16 protein-coding genes and 1 tRNA gene are annotated in these 16,311 nt (G+C 57.5%); 13 read left to right on the forward strand and 4 right to left on the reverse strand.

Annotated features, from left to right (window positions below):
- Positions 1-190: 190 nt before the first annotated feature.
- A complete protein-coding gene (locus C8N30_RS12195; protein WP_025061254.1) occupies positions 191-1,366 on the forward strand; it encodes an aspartate aminotransferase family protein in 1,176 nt (391 codons plus the stop codon).
- A gap of 73 nt (positions 1,367-1,439) precedes the next feature.
- Positions 1,440-2,345 carry an ornithine carbamoyltransferase gene (gene argF, locus C8N30_RS12200; RefSeq protein WP_025061255.1) on the forward strand — a complete coding sequence of 302 codons (906 nt, stop codon included), beginning with the start codon at positions 1,440-1,442 and terminating at the stop codon, positions 2,343-2,345.
- Positions 2,346-2,422: 77 nt separating this feature from the next.
- On the opposite strand, the gene C8N30_RS12205 is transcribed toward argF, so the two are convergent.
- Entirely contained in the window at positions 2,423-2,881 is a 459-nt protein-coding gene (locus C8N30_RS12205) for an NUDIX hydrolase (RefSeq protein ID WP_025061256.1), read from the reverse strand.
- A gap of 302 nt (positions 2,882-3,183) precedes the next feature.
- On the opposite strand from C8N30_RS12205, the gene C8N30_RS12210 reads away from it, so the two are divergent.
- The gene (locus C8N30_RS12210; protein ID WP_037967786.1) at positions 3,184-3,510 is read left to right on the forward strand and encodes an NAD(P)-binding domain-containing protein; all 327 of its coding nucleotides are present in this window, start codon (positions 3,184-3,186) and stop codon (positions 3,508-3,510) included.
- A gap of 234 nt (positions 3,511-3,744) precedes the next feature.
- Here the strand turns inward: C8N30_RS12210 and hrpB are convergent, their stop codons facing one another.
- The gene (gene hrpB, locus C8N30_RS12215) at positions 3,745-6,168 is read right to left on the reverse strand and encodes an ATP-dependent helicase HrpB (protein WP_025061259.1); all 2,424 of its coding nucleotides are present in this window, start codon (positions 6,166-6,168) and stop codon (positions 3,745-3,747) included.
- A 93-nt stretch (positions 6,169-6,261) separates the two neighbouring features.
- Here hrpB and meaB point away from each other — a divergent pair, with 93 nt between their 5' ends.
- From meaB to C8N30_RS12230, 3 genes are all read left to right on the forward strand, one after another.
- Entirely contained in the window at positions 6,262-7,242 is a 981-nt protein-coding gene (meaB, locus tag C8N30_RS12220) for a methylmalonyl Co-A mutase-associated GTPase MeaB (protein ID WP_025061260.1), read from the forward strand.
- A gap of 136 nt (positions 7,243-7,378) precedes the next feature.
- Positions 7,379-7,678, forward strand: a complete 300-nt coding sequence (rpmB, locus tag C8N30_RS12225) for a 50S ribosomal protein L28 (protein WP_025061261.1) — start codon at positions 7,379-7,381, stop codon at positions 7,676-7,678.
- A gap of 122 nt (positions 7,679-7,800) precedes the next feature.
- Positions 7,801-8,277: a copper chaperone PCu(A)C gene (locus C8N30_RS12230; protein WP_025061262.1), complete on the forward strand. Its 477-nt coding sequence runs from the start codon at positions 7,801-7,803 to the stop codon at positions 8,275-8,277.
- Between the two features lie 28 nt (positions 8,278-8,305).
- On the opposite strand, the gene C8N30_RS12235 is transcribed toward C8N30_RS12230, so the two are convergent.
- Positions 8,306-9,004 (reverse strand): NAD-dependent deacylase, encoded by a 699-nt coding sequence (locus tag C8N30_RS12235; RefSeq protein WP_025061263.1) that lies wholly within the window; start codon positions 9,002-9,004, stop codon positions 8,306-8,308.
- Between the two features lie 132 nt (positions 9,005-9,136).
- Between C8N30_RS12235 and C8N30_RS12240 the strand changes: the two genes are divergently transcribed.
- From C8N30_RS12240 to C8N30_RS12265, 6 genes are all read left to right on the forward strand, one after another.
- Positions 9,137-10,024 (forward strand): carbon-nitrogen hydrolase family protein, encoded by an 888-nt coding sequence (locus C8N30_RS12240; RefSeq protein ID WP_025061264.1) that lies wholly within the window; start codon positions 9,137-9,139, stop codon positions 10,022-10,024.
- A 66-nt stretch (positions 10,025-10,090) separates the two neighbouring features.
- Entirely contained in the window at positions 10,091-10,309 is a 219-nt protein-coding gene (infA, locus tag C8N30_RS12245; protein WP_008228280.1) for a translation initiation factor IF-1, read from the forward strand.
- 42 nt (positions 10,310-10,351) lie between these two features.
- Positions 10,352-10,930 carry a Maf family protein gene (locus C8N30_RS12250; RefSeq protein WP_025061265.1) on the forward strand — a complete coding sequence of 193 codons (579 nt, stop codon included), beginning with the start codon at positions 10,352-10,354 and terminating at the stop codon, positions 10,928-10,930.
- Positions 10,927-11,952: a ribonuclease E/G gene (locus C8N30_RS12255; RefSeq protein ID WP_025061266.1), complete on the forward strand. Its 1,026-nt coding sequence runs from the start codon at positions 10,927-10,929 to the stop codon at positions 11,950-11,952. Before C8N30_RS12250 ends, C8N30_RS12255 begins: the two co-directional genes overlap by 4 nt.
- Positions 11,949-12,134, forward strand: coding sequence for a DNA gyrase inhibitor YacG (locus C8N30_RS12260; RefSeq protein ID WP_084273549.1), 186 nt, complete (start codon positions 11,949-11,951; stop codon positions 12,132-12,134). Before C8N30_RS12255 ends, C8N30_RS12260 begins: the two co-directional genes overlap by 4 nt.
- 101 nt (positions 12,135-12,235) lie before the next feature.
- Positions 12,236-12,310, forward strand: a tRNA-Phe gene (locus C8N30_RS12265).
- A 465-nt stretch (positions 12,311-12,775) separates the two neighbouring features.
- On the opposite strand, the gene C8N30_RS12270 is transcribed toward C8N30_RS12265, so the two are convergent.
- Positions 12,776-14,536 (reverse strand): hypothetical protein, encoded by a 1,761-nt coding sequence (locus C8N30_RS12270; RefSeq protein ID WP_025061267.1) that lies wholly within the window; start codon positions 14,534-14,536, stop codon positions 12,776-12,778.
- 441 nt (positions 14,537-14,977) lie between these two features.
- On the opposite strand from C8N30_RS12270, the gene C8N30_RS19335 reads away from it, so the two are divergent.
- Positions 14,978-16,216, forward strand: coding sequence for a tyrosine-type recombinase/integrase (locus tag C8N30_RS19335; protein WP_025061268.1), 1,239 nt, complete (start codon positions 14,978-14,980; stop codon positions 16,214-16,216).
- Positions 16,217-16,311: the final 95 nt, after the last annotated feature.

The following is a 16,311-nucleotide window of genomic DNA, read 5'->3' on the forward strand; positions in this document are numbered from 1 at the left end:
GGATGAAACTGGGCATACTCAGCACCCTCCGACGACACTCCTGCTGACCCGATACGGGCGAGCCTGTCATTTCGCAGGCCTGTATCCTGCGACCCCGCGCCAAACCCACTTGACCCGCCGCATTGCCCATGGCCTTTTGGGTTTTCGCGGTCTGTTTGCCACACACGTCTTCCTTGAAAGGATGAACACGATGATTTCCTCTGTCCTGCCGACCTATTCACGCGCCCCGCTCAGCTTTGTCAAAGGCGAGGGTGCCTGGCTCATCGAGGCGGATGGCCGACGGTTTCTGGATCTGGGCGCAGGCATCGCGGTGAATGCGCTTGGCCATGCGAACCCTGCACTGGTCGAAGCCCTCACCGCGCAGGCGGGCGCGTTGTGGCACACTTCCAACCTATACCAGATCCCGCAACAACAGGCGCTGGCGGACAAATTGGTAGAACATACATTTGCCGATACCGTGTTTTTCACTAACTCGGGTACGGAATCCTGTGAGCTGGCTGTGAAAATGGCCCGCAAATATTTCTACGATAAGGGAGAACCAGATCGCGTCGAGATCATCACCTTTTCTGGCTCGTTCCACGGTCGCTCTTCTGCAGGGATCGCCGCCGCTGGGTCCGAAAAAATGGTGAAGGGCTTTGGTCCGCTGTTGCCGGGGTTCGTGCATCTGGAATTCGGCGACCATGAGGCGCTGACCGCCGCGATCACGGATAAGACTTGTGCCATCATGGTCGAACCTGTGCAGGGCGAGGGGGGCATTCGCCCGCTGCCTGATGCTTGCTTGAAAGGACTTCGCGATCTTTGCGACACCCATGGCATCCTGATGATCCTCGACGAGGTGCAGTGCGGCGTGGGCCGGACCGGCAAACTGTTTGCGCACGAATGGTCAGGCGCGACACCAGATATCATGATGGTCGCCAAAGGTATCGGTGGCGGGTTTCCCTTGGGTGCGGTCCTCGCAACCGAGGATGCGGCATCTGGTATGACCGCAGGCACGCATGGCTCGACATACGGCGGCAATCCTTTGGGCTGTGCCGTGGGGTGCGCAGTGATCGATATCATCGCCGACCCTGCATTCCTGTCCGAGGTAAACCGCAAGTCCGGCCTATTGCGCCAGAAACTAGAAGGGCTGATCGCATCACACCCGGATGTATTCGAGAGCGTGCGCGGCTCTGGTCTGATGCTGGGTCTGAAATGCAAGGTAGCCCCCAGCGACGTGGTGAATGCAGGCTACGCAAACGAGGTTATCGCCGTTCCGGCAGCCGATAACGTCGTGCGTTTGCTACCGCCGCTCAACATCACAGACGAAGAAATCTCTGAAGCAGTGGCACGACTGGACCGCGCCGCAACCAGTCTTGGCGGCGCTTGACCTTTCTTATTCCGATAAATTCGAATTCGGGGGCATCGCCCCCGATCCCGACCTCTATTACAAAGACATATCCATGAATCATTTTCTCGACATCCATCAAACCGACCGCACCCAGTTGCGCACCATCATCGACAGTGCGGCATCGATGAAATCTGCCCGACTTGGCCGCCCGCGTGGTGCGCTGGACGCAGACCAGCCGCTCAAGGATCACATGGTCGCACTGATTTTCGAGAAACCCTCGACCCGCACCCGCGTCTCGTTCGATGTGGGCGTGCGCCAGATGGGGGGACAGACGCTGGTGCTGTCAGGGGCGGATATGCAATTGGGCCATGGTGAGACAATCGCCGATACCGCGCGTGTTCTGTCGCGTTATGTGGACCTCATCATGATCCGTACATTCGAGGAACAAACCCTGCATGAGATGGCCGAATATGCCTCTGTGCCGGTGATCAATGGACTAACCAACCGCAGTCATCCGTGCCAGATCATGGCCGATATCATGACGTTCGAAGAGCATAACGGCCCGATCAAGGGCAAACGCGTCGTATGGTCGGGTGACGGCAACAACGTCTTTGCCAGCTTCGCGCACGCGGCAAAACAGTTCGATTTCGATCTGGTCTTCACTGGCCCCGAAACCCTCGATCCCGAGCGCGCCCTTGACGGTCTGTATACCAAGATCCGCAATCCGGATGAAGCCGTGAAGGGCGCCGATCTGGTGGTCACGGACACGTGGGTTTCCATGCATGATCCTCAGTCTGCGCGCGAGCGGCGGCACAACCAGCTTCGCGGCTATCAGGTGAATAGCGCATTGATGTCCAAGGCCAAGCCGGACGCGCTCTTTATGCATTGCCTGCCTGCCCACCGTGATGATGAAGCAACCAGCGAAGTCATGGACGGCAAGCATTCGGTAATCTTTGACGAGGCAGAAAACCGCCTTCATGCGCAAAAAGCTATTATGCGCTGGTGCTTGGGGAAATAGCACCGTTTCCCGCCCCGGTGCGTCTTTTCTGCTCCGGGGCTTCATGCATACTCTGGATTATCCCCAATGTGCCGTTGCTATAAGGCGCGTAAGATATTCTGTAACTCGGGCTCGGCGACCATTTGCGCGGCGTCATCGGGTGTCACCCATCTGCGCGTCCGCTCATCCATCTCGGGGTAGGTATCCGCAAGCGTTTCCACGCGGGCCAGATAGACAGTCGCCTCAACTGGCAGCGCGCCGCCATCGCTCAGGCGCTTGTCATAGCTGTAGGTACCTAACGGCTCTGGCGTAATGTCGGCTTGACGTACACCCGCCTCTTCCCACGCTTCCTGAAGGGCCGAAGCAGGCCCATCAAGGCCCTCGATGGGCCACCCTTTCGGCAAGATCCAGCGTTTTGTATCACGGCTGGTGATCACCAGCACCTCGATACCCGTATCGGTCTGCCGATAACACAGCGCGGCCACTTGCGAACGCCGCACAGTTTTGAACGTTTGCCCAAAGGCGCCCGCCCACGATTTCCGGAACACATGTTTCATTTGAAGTCTGCCCGCGTCTGCTATTGTTATTATTATTTGCAGCTTTATGCATGAAAGATTGCAAATTTGCAAACATTAGTGCCGAGTGGCTGCTCATTGCATAAGATTCGTAAAATGGTCACGTTTTGTCTGTGACGCATTTGACCCGCAGCACTTACCCGCTTTTACATCGAACAAAGACAGCCCATGACACAGACATGTGCTGATATTGGCGTGTACGGATTGGGGGCGATGGGCAGCGCGCTCGCGCTCAACCTTGCCGTCCACGGGTTTACGGTGGCCGTCACCAATCGCGAGGTGGAATGGATCACCCGTTCCATCGAAACTGCTGGCCGCTGGCTCAAAATCTGCTGCCTGCGGTCACGCTTGACGCATTTGTGGCGGCACTCGGAACACCGCGCACCATCCTGTTCATGATACCGTCAAGCGTACCTATGGATGCGATGATCGAAGCCGCGCTGCCTTCGCCGGAAGGAGGCGATACGATCATCGACGATGGTAATGCAGACTTCAACGATACCCGACGCAGGTCGGTGCAGATTGCCGGTAGCGGACTGCATTTTGTAGGGATGGGCGTCTCGGGAGGTGAGACAGGTGCGCGGGCTGCATTATCCACGCTGGCTTGCTAAATAACTTTGCGCGGGCGCTCAGTGATGATTTACCTAACAAAAATCTTGTCTTTTCGCCTGATATTGCCGCGATGCTGGCCCACGTTATTGCGGCGTGCGATTGTCGCGGGCGTCTCCCTTGGTGTGGCATTGGCCGCACTCTCGGCGGCATTGGCATGGTGCGCATGGTTTTGCGCGGATCGACCGCGAGGGCCGCTTTGACGCCGACGTGCTCGATCCGGAGCGCGACCAGACTTAGGTGCCGCGGGGTTTTGCCTTCAGCGTCGGATCAGACTGGCGCGGATCATCGGGCCATGGATGGCGCGGATACTGGCTGCGCATATCCTTCTGCACATCCGCATAGGAGCCGTCCCAGAATCCGATCAGATCCATGGTGACCTGCACAGGGCGCTGGGCGGGGGACAGTAGCGTCACCTGCAAGGGTTGGCCCGCCACAGACGGATGGCGTGTAACGCCGAACATTTCCTGCAAGCGGACGGCGATCTGGGGCGTGTCACCGTCATAATCAATCGCGATACGGCGGCCCAGCGGGGTCACGAAATGCCCCGGCGCGGCACGGTCCAGTTGCTGCTGCTGGTCCCAATCGAGACGCGACTTGAGCGCGGGCAGCATATCAAAGCGCTTCCAGTCTGCGGTACTGCGGGTGGTGCCCAGATGCGGCAACAGCCAGTCCTCCAGTGTCGCCAGCAGATGCGTTTCGGAAAAGTCGGGGAAGCCCGGCTGGCCGGCCATCAGCGCGGCACGACGCAAAAAACGTGCAGCAGATTTGTCAGGCCGTAGGCCCAGTTGCACCACACCCTCCAGCATTGCAGCGGCCACTGCCTCTTGCGGGGCATCGCTCCAGCTACGGTCATCCAGCACCAGCGTTCCGAGCCGCTCCTGTCGCCGTGTCTCGACCCGCCCCTCGCGGCGTGACCAATGGCAGTGATCATGCCATGCGATCTGATCCGCAAACGTGGTGCGCAGGGCTGCGTCCGACAGGGCGGTTCCTTGCCTGATACGCGCCTCGCGCGGATCACCGTCCAGATCTGTGGCGACGATGAGGCGCTCTCCCGCCAGCGGATCCCCCCCCTCGATTACCGCTCCCTTGCCTCCTGACAAAACGAACCGCGCCGCGGCACCCTTGCGGCGCAGACCGATCCGGTCAGGATAGGCGAGGGCGGCAAGGGTGCCGATGTCCTCAGTGCCTGTATGATTTGTGGACCGCGCAAGGCGCTTTGCCTCGATCCTGATGCGCGCAAGGGTTGCGTGATGCACCTCACCGGCTACGCGCCCGCCTTCGACGGCGCGTACCCTGTGTATGAGGTCGAGCGGGCCACCGCGCAGTGGATCGCGCTCCGACAATATCGCGGCCAGTATAGCGGCATTGCGTCCGCCCAGCGTTACCATGTGCGCCAGCCGCGGATGCAACGGCAGCTTTGCCAGCTTGCGCCCGTGCGGTGTGATCCGGTGCTGTACATCAAGCGCGCCGAGCATATGCAAAAGTGACTTGGCCTCACCCAGCCTTCCCGCATGGGGCGGCGTAACAAATTCCAGCTCCTCTGCCTGCGCGCCCCATAGCGCCAGTTCCAGTGCAAAGGCGCTCAAATCGCCGCTCTCAATCTCGGCAGGGGGATACGCGGCCAGTGCGCCATCCTCGCCCTTTGTCCACAATTTATAGGCTACCCCTTCGCTCATCCGTCCGGCGCGGCCTGCGCGCTGGGTGGCCTCTGCTTGGGTGACGCGGGTGGTGACAAGGCGTGACATGCCTGAATTGGGATTAAACTCTGCGCGGCGTGACCTGCCGCCATCCACGACGATGCGAATGCCCTCGATGGTCAGCGATGTCTCTGCGATGGAAGTGGCGAGCACGATTTTCCGACCCGAAGGCGCAGGATTGATCGCGGAGCGCTGTGCTTTGAAATCCATTGCACCGAATAGAGGCGCGATGACGCAATCCTTGGGAACCTGTCGTTCCAGCAGGTTTTGCACGCGGCGGATCTCTCCCTCGCCCGGAAGGAACACCAGAGCCGAGCCTTCCGACTGCGCCAATGCATGCAAGACCAGATCGGCCACTGTCTGCTCGTAGCGGGTGGTTTTGGGCAGCGGTTTATCGAGCCAGCGAGGGGTCACCGCAAAACTGCGGCCCTGCGAGGTTACAATCGGCGCATTCATGAGGGCGGCAATGGGGCCTGCATCCAACGTGGCAGACATGGCGATCAGCAGGAGATCGTCGCGCAAAGCGCCTGCAATTTCCAGACACAGCGCGAGCCCCAGATCGGCGTTGAGGGAGCGTTCGTGGAATTCATCGAAGATCACCGCACCCACGCCGGGCAGTTCTGGGTTATCCTGCATCATCCGTGTCAGGATCCCTTCGGTGACAACTTCGATGCGGGTGGCCTTCGAGACTTCGGAGGCGCCGCGCACGCGGTAACCCACAGTCTGGCCCGTCTTCTCGCCCAGCGTTTGGGCCATCCGTTCGGCGGCGGCGCGTGCTGCGAGGCGGCGCGGCTCCAGCATGAGAATGCGCCCCGTGGTCAGCCCCGCCTCCAGCATCGCGAGGGGCACGCGCGTGGTCTTGCCTGCACCGGGAGGTGCCTGAAGGACCAGACGCTGACGGGTCCGTAGCGCGTCGAGCACGTCGGGCATGACTTCATCAATTGGCAGGTGCATTTCCATGGCTCCCTTATCCGTGCTGCCGCAGTGCGGGGCAAGGCTGGACATTCGCGACGCGGGACGTGAAAAACACACCAACTGACGTGGAGGAATCCCATGGACATCGCAGATATGGCACAGCGGCTCATCGCAGGCGAGCGGCGCGCACTTGCGCGGGCCATTACGCTGGTCGAAAGCGGACGGGCAGACCACCGTGCGCAGGCGACCGAGCTGTTGGCGACATTGGGCACTGAAAAACAGGCGTTGCGTATCGGACTGTCGGGGACCCCCGGTGTGGGAAAATCGACCTTTATAGAAAGCTTCGGGCTGATGCTTACGGGGCAGGGAATGCGCGTGGCGGTACTTGCTGTTGATCCAAGCTCGTCGCGGTCCGGCGGGTCTATTCTTGGGGATAAAACTCGGATGGATTTGCTGAGCCGTGATCCTGCGGCCTTCATTCGCCCTTCGCCCAGTCAGACCCATTTGGGCGGTGTGGCAAGGCGTACCCGGGAGGCCGTGGCACTATGTGAAGCCGCGGGATTTGATGTGGTCCTGATCGAGACAGTGGGTGTCGGGCAATCCGAGACAGTTGTGGCACAGATGTCGGACCTGTTTTTGCTGCTGCTCGCGCCCGCAGGCGGGGACGAGTTGCAGGGCGTCAAGCGCGGCATCATGGAGATGGCTGATCTCATCGTCGTGAACAAAGCTGACGGCGATCTCAAGGCTACAGCCATGCGCACACAGGCGGATTACGCCGGTGCCCTGCGCCTGATGCGCAAGCGCCCGCAAGACCCCGATGGATACCCTTGTGCGATGACTGTTTCGGCCCTTGAGCAGCGCGGATTGCCGGAGGTCTGGCAGAGCCTGAAATCGCTTTCTGACTGGCGGCGCGATCACGGGTTCTGGGAGCTGACGCGGGCAACGCAGGCCCGGTACTGGTTTGAAGATGCGGTGAAAACAGCATTGCTTGCGCAGTTGGCGCAACCGCATGCGCGCGCAGCACTGGCCCAGCTGAGCGATGCCGTTGCGAGAGGGGAGCAAGAGCCTGCCGCCGCTGCCGCCGCGTTTGTGCGTGAATTGCGCGTTGATGATGTATAAACGGGGCTTCGCGGGTTGACCTGCCTTGTGATTCCTCCTAATGACTGCAAACCAATTTACGGGTCACCAGTGGTGTGACCTGATTAGCTGTGGTCCCGAATGCATGGGTGCCGCGCCGAACCAAAAGGATGAACCCATGTCGCGTCGTTGCGAATTGACCGGAAAAGGCCCGATGTCGGGCAACAACGTATCCCACGCCAAGAACCGCACGCGTCGTCGGTTCCTGCCAAACCTGAACGACACCACGCTTCAGTCCGAATCGCTGGGTCGCGGGTTCAAGCTCCGCATTTCTGCCGCGGCACTTCGTTCAGTCGATCACCGTGGTGGTCTGGACGCGTATCTGGCAAAAGCCAAGGATACCGAGCTGTCCGAGAATGCACTGAAGATCAAGAAGGCGATCTCGAAATCCAGCGCGACGGCAGACGTTCTGTCCTGATCGGACCTACAGATTAGATTTGGAGCGGCCCCGACCTGAATGCAGGCGGGGCCGTTTCCGTTTCATGGGCTAGAATTCGGGGGGATCACCCCCAGATACGGAACAGCACAAGGAGAGCGGGAATGAAAAACCAGAAGGCTACTATGGGGATCGTTGTCCTTTTCGCGCTGGTCGCTGTTGTGATGACCGCTGTCTCTGTCAAAATGTCGCCGCTTGATAAGGGCGATGCCGCTTTCGCCGTCGAGGAGCCTTATTTGCGCAGCAGCTTGCCGACATCGACCTCCGCCGCTGCCTTTCTGGTATTGCGCAACATGACAGGTGAGGATGACCGCCTGATCGCTGTTCGCTCGACATTGTCGGGCCAGGTGAGCCTGCACAGGCACACCGAGGACGCGAATGGCGTCATGCGGATGAGCGAGATCGAGGGCGGTGTCGCGCTTCCTGATGGAGATAGCCATGCGTTTGTCCGTGGAGGCGATCATCTGATGTTTACGGGGTTGGATGCGCCGCTGGAGCAAGGCCAGATGGTGCCGGTCACGTTGGTCTTCGAGGCGGCAGGCGAGATCCAGATTATGGTTCCGGTTGATTTGACCCGCTAGGATCCAGCGGTTCACGGTGAGGTCGCGCTTAAGCGCCGGCGCGTAGAATACTCTCGACCCAGGCGGGCACTGTTTTTGTCGCAGGGCCAAGGAGCGCCTTGTCGAATTGCGCGCCCACTGCCGAAGGCTCCAGATTGATTTCGAGCGTATGCGCACCTGCGCGGGCTGCTTCGGCCACAAATCCGGCCGCCGGATAGACGTTGCCGGAGGTGCCGATCGCGGCAAAAATATCCGCTTCCCCGATTGCTTCGAATATTAGGTCCATCTGATAGGGCATTTCACCGAACCATACGATATCCGGACGCGCGGCAGCAGCGTTGCAGGAGGGGCAGGCATCGCCTGCGCGCATTTCCATCGGCGCGGTCCAGCGATGCTCGCACGTGGCGCAGAGGGCTGAGTTGAGTGCGCCGTGCATGTGGACAAGATTGCAGCTGCCGCCACGCTCGTGCAAGTCATCGACGTTTTGTGTGACCACCAGAACTTTACCTTTGTGTTCGGCTTCCAGACGCGCCAGCGCCTTGTGGGCGGCGTTGGGTGCTGCTGCTGCTGCAGCAGCTCGTCGCGCATTGTAGAAATCGACGACCAGTTCAGGATTACACGCAAATCCTTCAGGTGTTGCGACATCCTCAACGCGGTGTTGTGCCCAGAGGCCCGTTTCTGCGCGAAAGGTTTCGATTCCGCTTTCGGCCGAAATGCCTGCGCCGGTCAGGATGACGATGTTGCTCATGGAATGCTCCGGTTATCTGGACTGTGTTTGTGAAACGCCATGGCAAAGGCGTCAAGGGCACAGTGTTCGCGCTTGTTGCCAACGGGCCAAAAGGTCAGACTATAGCAACCCGCAATCACTTCGGAGCTATCTATGAAAATCGCAACTGCCGCCTATCCGCTCGATATTCTCACGTCATGGTCGCAGTATGAGGATAAAGTTGCCGACTGGGTTGCAGAGGCCGCAGGGCAGGGGGCTGACCTGCTGGTATTTCCTGAGTACGGCGCGATGGAGCTTGCCACGCTTGACGGGCTTGAGGTGGCGGGCGACCTCGAGCGATCATTGTTTTCCGTTTCCGACAAGATCGCAGAAGCGGACGAACTGCATGTGAGGTTGGCCGCAGAACATAATGTGCATATCGTCGCTGCTTCGGCGCCCGCTGCCACGGCCACGCGGCCTGTCAACCGTGCGCGCTTGATCACGCCGGATGGTCAGATCGGTGTGCAGGACAAACAGATTATGACCCGATTCGAACGGGAGGACTGGGGCGTGATCGGCGGTGGCCCGTTGCAGGTGTTCGATACTGCGCTGGGGCGGATTGGTATACTTATCTGTTATGATAGCGAGTTTCCCTTGCTGGGGCGCGCACTGGAGAGCTGTGATGTTATCGCCGTACCCAGCGTGACCGAGGCGTTAGCGGGATACTGGCGGGTGCGAACGGGGGCAATGGCCCGCGCTCTTGAGAATCAGTGCATTACGGTGATGTCTTCGGTGGTCGGACAGGCGGACTGGTCGGAGGCTTTGGGGACTTGTGTGGGCGCGGGTGGTATTTTTTGCCCCCCCGATACCGGCTTTCCCCCCACAGGTGTTATGGCCGTGGCGGAAATCGGTATGCCCGGCTGGACCTATTCCGAGGTCGATATGAGTGCCATTGATCATGTGCGCCGCGACGGCGTTGTTCTCAATCGTACCCATTGGGCCGAGCAGGCAGGACGCGATCATCCTGCGTTAAATGTGCCGTTGGGGCGTATCTCCTCTTGAAAAACCCCTCCGATGCGCTCATTTAAGCGCTGTCCCCGTATGGGGGACGTATTTACAGGAGAGACCATGGCCAAGGAAGATACGCTCGAATTTCCCGGTATCGTTAAGGAACTCCTGCCGAATGCGACGTTCCGGGTCGAGCTTGAAAACGGCCATGAGATCATCGCGCACACGGCAGGAAAAATGCGCAAAAATCGCATTCGTGTACTGGCTGGTGACAAGGTGCAGGTCGAGATGACCCCTTATGATCTGACCAAAGGCCGGATCAACTACCGTTTCAAATAATACATTCCCCGCCCGCCCCGATGGTGGGGCGAGGAGCTGCTTATGAAATTCATCCTCGGATCAGGATCTCCGCGTCGCAAGGATTTGCTGGCGCAAATTGGCGTTTATGCTGATGAAATTCGCGCGCCAGATATCGACGAAACCCCTATAAAAGCGGAGTTACCGCGACCCTATTGCGCCCGCATCGCGCGTGAGAAGGTCGCAGCGGTAGAGGCTGATGCAGATGACATCGTGCTTTGTGCCGATACCACTGTAGCGTTAGGGCGCCGTATTTTGGGCAAGCCCGCCGACCGCGCCGAGGCCGAACAATTCTTGCGCGCCCTGTCTGGTCGTCGTCACAAAGTGATTACAGCCGTCGCGGTAAAGCGGGGCGACAAGATGTGGGAGCGCGATGTGATGAGCACCGTGCGTATGAAGAACCTTTCCGAGGAAGAGTTGACTGCCTACCTCGACACTGGTGACTGGGAAGGCAAGGCAGGCGGCTACGGCATTCAGGGCCCTGCTGGTGTACTGATTCCGTGGATCTCCGGATCATTTACCGGAATCGTGGGCCTTCCGCTGTCCGAAACTGCAAATCTGCTGCGCGCGAGCGGCTACCCCCTATATGGAGAAGGCTCATGAAAGGCCGCACAATTATTCTCGACCACCTCGGTGATATCGAGGCTGCCGCCCTGATGGTGGACGGCAAGCTTGAAGATTTGTTGGTGGACACGCCCGATGCTGCCCGTGTCGGGACAATCTACCGCGCGATCGCGGACCGTCCTGTTAAAGGGCAGGGGGGCATGTTCCTCAAGACCCCCGATGGCATGGCGTTTTTGCGTCAGGTGAAGGGGCTTTCACCCGGTCAGCCGCTATTGGTGCAGGTTACCGGATTTGCCGAGGACGGAAAGGCCATCCCTGTTACCTCAAAGCTGCTGTTTAAAAGCCGTTACGCGATTGTCACCCCTGATGCGCCGGGCCTCAATATCTCGCGCAGTGTGCGTGACGAGCCGGAGCGTGACCGTCTACTGGAGATTGCGCATGAGGCGATGGATGGTGCCGGATACGGCCTTATCCTCCGCTCGTGCTGCGCTGGCGCTGACAGTGATGCGATAGTCGAAGATATCGAAGCGATGCTGTCACTTGCCCAGACCGTTCTTACCGATGAGAGTAAGGACATGGAAACCCTTAGCGAGGGCGACGGGCCCCACGTCCTTGCATGGCGTGACTGGGTCGAGACAGCGCAAGTCGTGACCGAAGCTGGCGGTTTTGAAGAGCACGGCGTGCTAGATGCGCTGGATGCGCTCGCCGAGGATTTTGTACCGCTCGCGGGTGGCGCCTCCATGTATGTTGAGCCGACACGCGCGCTGGTGGCCGTCGATATCAACACCGGGGCTGATGTGTCTCTTGCCGCTGGCATAAAGGCCAACATGGCCTGCGCCCGCGCGCTGCCTCGTGCGCTGCGTTTACGCGGGCTGGGAGGGCAAATCGTGCTCGACCTTGCTCCAATGCCGAAAAAGGACCGCCGCCCTTTTGAGACCGCCCTTCGCGCCGCGTTCAAGTCGGATGAAGTCGAGACCACGCTAGTCGGCTGGACCCCGCTGGGCCACTATGAGTTGCAACGCAAACGCGCGCGTGCGCCTTTGTCAGAGGTTCTCGCGTGACTTGTCCGATCTGCTCTGGTGAAGTGGACAAAAAGTATCGGCCATTCTGCTCGCGACGTTGCGCTGATATCGATCTGGCCAAGTGGTTTTCAGGTGCTTACGCAACCCCGTCCCAAGATCCTGACGATATAGAAAAAGTAATCGATGCCCTTGAAAACGAGCCAGAGCAAAAGCCGCACTGATCGGGCAATTGATCTTGTTTGTGGTTCAGGCAAAATGGGGCTGGACACCGCTCTGCTGAGACCCTAGAACGCCCACACCCGACCAGTTCGCTGGTCCCGGTGCCCGGGTAGCTCAGGGGTAGAGCAGTGGATTGAAAATCCTCGTGTCGGTGGTTCGATTCCGCCCCTGGGCACCATTTATAACTTATAATATCAGTTTTTACGTTAAAAATGCACGCTAAGCGTGTGTATTTCAAAAACACACCAAACGCACACTTTTTGACGTGTTCGCGGGCTGGTTTGCGCATGAAACACTGTGTTGAACAGAGTGTTTCTGGGTTGGTGTGAGAACACAGTGTTTAAGGACACAATGTTCGCCCCAACTAACCAGCAAAGTCCCAGCGCTGCAGCACTGCCATAGCTTGCGGTTTGTTGATGGCGTCTGACCACTGTGTTTGAGCCATCGCGTTCAATCCCATATGTTGTTGGAGATTTCACGGGCGTTCCTTTCGGCCCTTACCGGCCATTCACCCACGGACCGGCATGCTGCGGTGCGGCCCGTCGAACCTGCCATTCGCTGCAACCGCGAAATCAAGGGATCGGCGAATTCACGGTTCGCCGGACAAAGCCGCCGTTTGCCACGCGCTTCTTTTGCAAAGTGGTCAAGATTCTTCGAATCGATAGCCGTTTGCGATACCAGATCTGTGCTTGATGGCATTCGTAATCACCCCCGCGTGGGATAAACCAAGAGCGTCAGCGGCTGCCGTTCTAGAAGGATATTCGCCAACATATTGCCCGGTTTCTGCTGCGAAGGCTCGGACGCACTTTCGAGCATTTGGTGGGGTTTTAGGCGCAACATCCTTAGCATGTTGTTCGTTGTATGAAGCAATGCCTTCTTCGCTTAGCTCAGAGGGTTCCCAAGTGTAACCCCCTGCTACCGAACGCTTTCTATTGCAAACCGAAGTGATATGGCTCGGACTAACGCTCAATCCCCGAGAAATCATGATGGACGCCGCATCTGCCGCGTTCCAAAAGTGCTCGTCACGCTCAATGCAACGAACAGGGTAGCCGTGCTGCACTCTAGTAAGTGGTTCGATTGAGGATGGATCAAACTTGTCCTTGCGAAAAAAACGCAACCCGTTCGATATTGTTCTAGAATTGTTTGGATCAATCACCATTGAGACATTTCTGAAGCCTGCACGGGTAGCATCCGTTAAGCTCTCAAACTCGTGAACAATTTCCAAAGTGACAGGATCCACCCCCACGACGGCCACCGGAAGGTTCGTCAGGTCCTTTGGACGGGAAACATTAATACTGTCCCTTTCAACTATTTTGGCGTTCATTACCCCAAGTTCTCGCTGATAGTCGACTTCCTCCGCTAGCAAGATCTGCAACTGACATTTTGCTGTCTCCACGATGAATTGAGCTCGCTCGAGGTAGTAGATTTCCGTGTCTCCCCCCCATCGTTTGCCATTGCGCATGCCTGCGTAGAAAATCCGTGGGTCATACCAATCGCGACACAGGCGATGAATACGGGCTTCAAGGACGTAGGCGTCCCGCTCGGAAAGTATTGCGCTCCAAACAACCTCATTTAGGTGCCATGCGTACCGTTTGGTGAGCGACCTCGTCGTCACACCGACCTTGATCGCTGAGATTTCAAAAACTTTGACGATCATCACGCCAATTTCTGTTAGCACACCTGCTTCACCGGTTTCTATAAGTCTCAGTAACCTGTGGTTTGTGAATCCTGCCATCTCGCGGGCGCACTCATGGCAATAATATACAGCACCCATTGCCGAACCTTTGGTGGTCTCGAATTCCCCATGGCGATCGCACTTCATTTGAAGGCGGGTTCCAGACTCACCACGACGCAAGCCCAGAAGGTGGATGTGGTTTGGTAGATCATCTGCCAGTTCGTCGCGGACATCGTCTAGAGCGAGGAGCCTTGATGCTATGGTTGCATCACGAGCGCATGCGTCGCATCCGTGAGAATTACTGTTCTTTAGGTAGACAGCCTTGGTCGTCTTAATGGTGCCGTGTTTTTTGCACATTAATTGGAGCGACGCATTTGGGCCTTTGAATTCCCCAACGACTTCAACGTTCTCGGGCAACCTCTCTGCAAGCCATTCGCGGTAACGCTCAAGATACATCTGGCTTTTAATCTTAGACTTCAACTCTGAAGCACAATCAGGGCAGCCCCCAGCATCGTTCGTTATGTGCAAACCCGGGGCGACCATGAAACCGCCGTGTTCTGGGCAGTTGATGGGCACTTTGGGCCGTTTGGAGGTTTCGAAGGCTTCGGCGGTGCTAGAGTAGTCGAAACGATCCCCATGGCATTCGTGCGCCCGCTTCATCCATCTGTTGAAGTTGCCCTCCACAATCTTCTTGTGCCCTGCCTCTGTGAGCTGCCTCTTTCTTTTCATTTACCTTGAGCTCCACCTTGTGCTGTGGGCGAGAATATTCCCTGCAGTTTTATCTCTCTTATTCAGCAGGACAAGTCTGGGTACCTTCGGTCGCAAGAACCAAGGATTTTTTTGTTCATCATTCGACGGTCAGGTCAGCTTCCCACTTTATGTGTTAAAATATACAAGATGCAGCATCTATCACATTGGGCTCACTGCCGCCATTAGATCATTTGCAGCATTCCTAGATGTGACCTCTCATTGAACGGCTGCTTTCGCCAGATTGCCTCAGAGCCCGCGCACTTGCAGCGAAAGTCCGTTTCCCGCCCTTGGTGTCTCGCAGCAATCTATATCACAGACAGGTAACAGCGCGTTTTGCGCCACAGAAACCCAAGTCCCAAAAACACACTGTAGTAGACTTGTCCGTAGTTTGAGCCGTACTGTGCAAGCAAGGAGAGCATGATGCGGCAGCTGCGGGACGACACACATATACTGTTAGACGGTGCAGTCCGTGTGTATCGGCGCGTGCGCAGCAGGCGCTGGCAGGCAGCCTTTACCATCGACGGGCACACAGTGCGTATCAGCACGGGCAAGCGCGACTTGGAAGAAGCCAAGGAATATGCAGGCGACGCATACCTTGAGTACAAATTTCGCCACAAGAACGACTTGCCCATCGTCACCAAGAAATTCTCTGACGTGGCACGACTGGCGATTTTGGACATGCGCAAGCAGCTGAACGCGGGCTTGGGCAAGAAAGTCTACAAAGACTACATCGTGTGCATAGAGAGCTATTTGATTCCGTTCTTTGGCTCGCAGCATGTCACATCAATCGACTACCAGAAAATCCAAGACTTCTATGAGTGGCGTCGTATCAAAATGGGGCGTGAACCCAAGGCAAGCACGTTGAACACACACAACTCCGCCATGAACCGAGTGTTTGACGAAGCTGTGGCGCGAGGGTTTCTGGCGCACAAGAATGTGCCTCTGTTGGTGAACAAGGGCGAGAAAAGCGAACGTCGCCCAGACTTCACGCGCGAAGAATACGCAACGATGATCCGCAAGCTGCCCAGCTGGATCACACAGGGCAAAAAGGGCAAGCCCACTGACATGCGCCATCTGATGCGCGACTATGTATTGATCCTTGCCAATACAGGGATGAGGCACGGCACTGAGGCGCTGAACCTGCGCTGGAAGCATGTCACGCTGTTCGAAGACAAGGGGCTGCAATACCTAGAAATGAGCGTGTCGGGCAAAACAGGGCGGCGCGACATCATCTGCCGTTCTGGCACCATCAACTATCTCAAGCGCATTCACGAACGATCAGAAGACATCAAACACATCCCGTTTGAGCAGCTTCTAAAGAACAAAGTGGATTTGCCTGTGTTCCGCTTGCCGGATGGCACGGTGTCAAAGAACCTGCATCAGACGTTCCGAGCGTTTGTAACGGAGACAGGGCTGATTACATGTCCGCGCACTGCACAGAACCGAACGCTTTACAGTTTGCGGCACACCTATGCCACGTTCTCTCTGCTCAATGACGGCATGGACATCCATGCGTTGGCTGTACAGATGGGCACAAGCATCGGCATGATCGAGCGGCATTACAGCCACCTTACGCCACGTTTGAAGAAGGATATGCTCACAGGCAAGCGCTACGAGCTTTCGTATGCTGAATATCAGGCACAGCAAGCGTCAGGGTAGGGGCTTTGGCTATGGACTTTGCGTACGTGGGTTGCAAATGAAAATTATGCTGTTTTAGAAAGACGGAAAATCACTGTTTGTGATAAGAAGAGGTG

Origin of the sequence: Sulfitobacter guttiformis (assembly GCF_003610455.1) — a bacterium.
Lineage (GTDB): Bacteria > Pseudomonadota > Alphaproteobacteria > Rhodobacterales > Rhodobacteraceae > Sulfitobacter > Sulfitobacter guttiformis.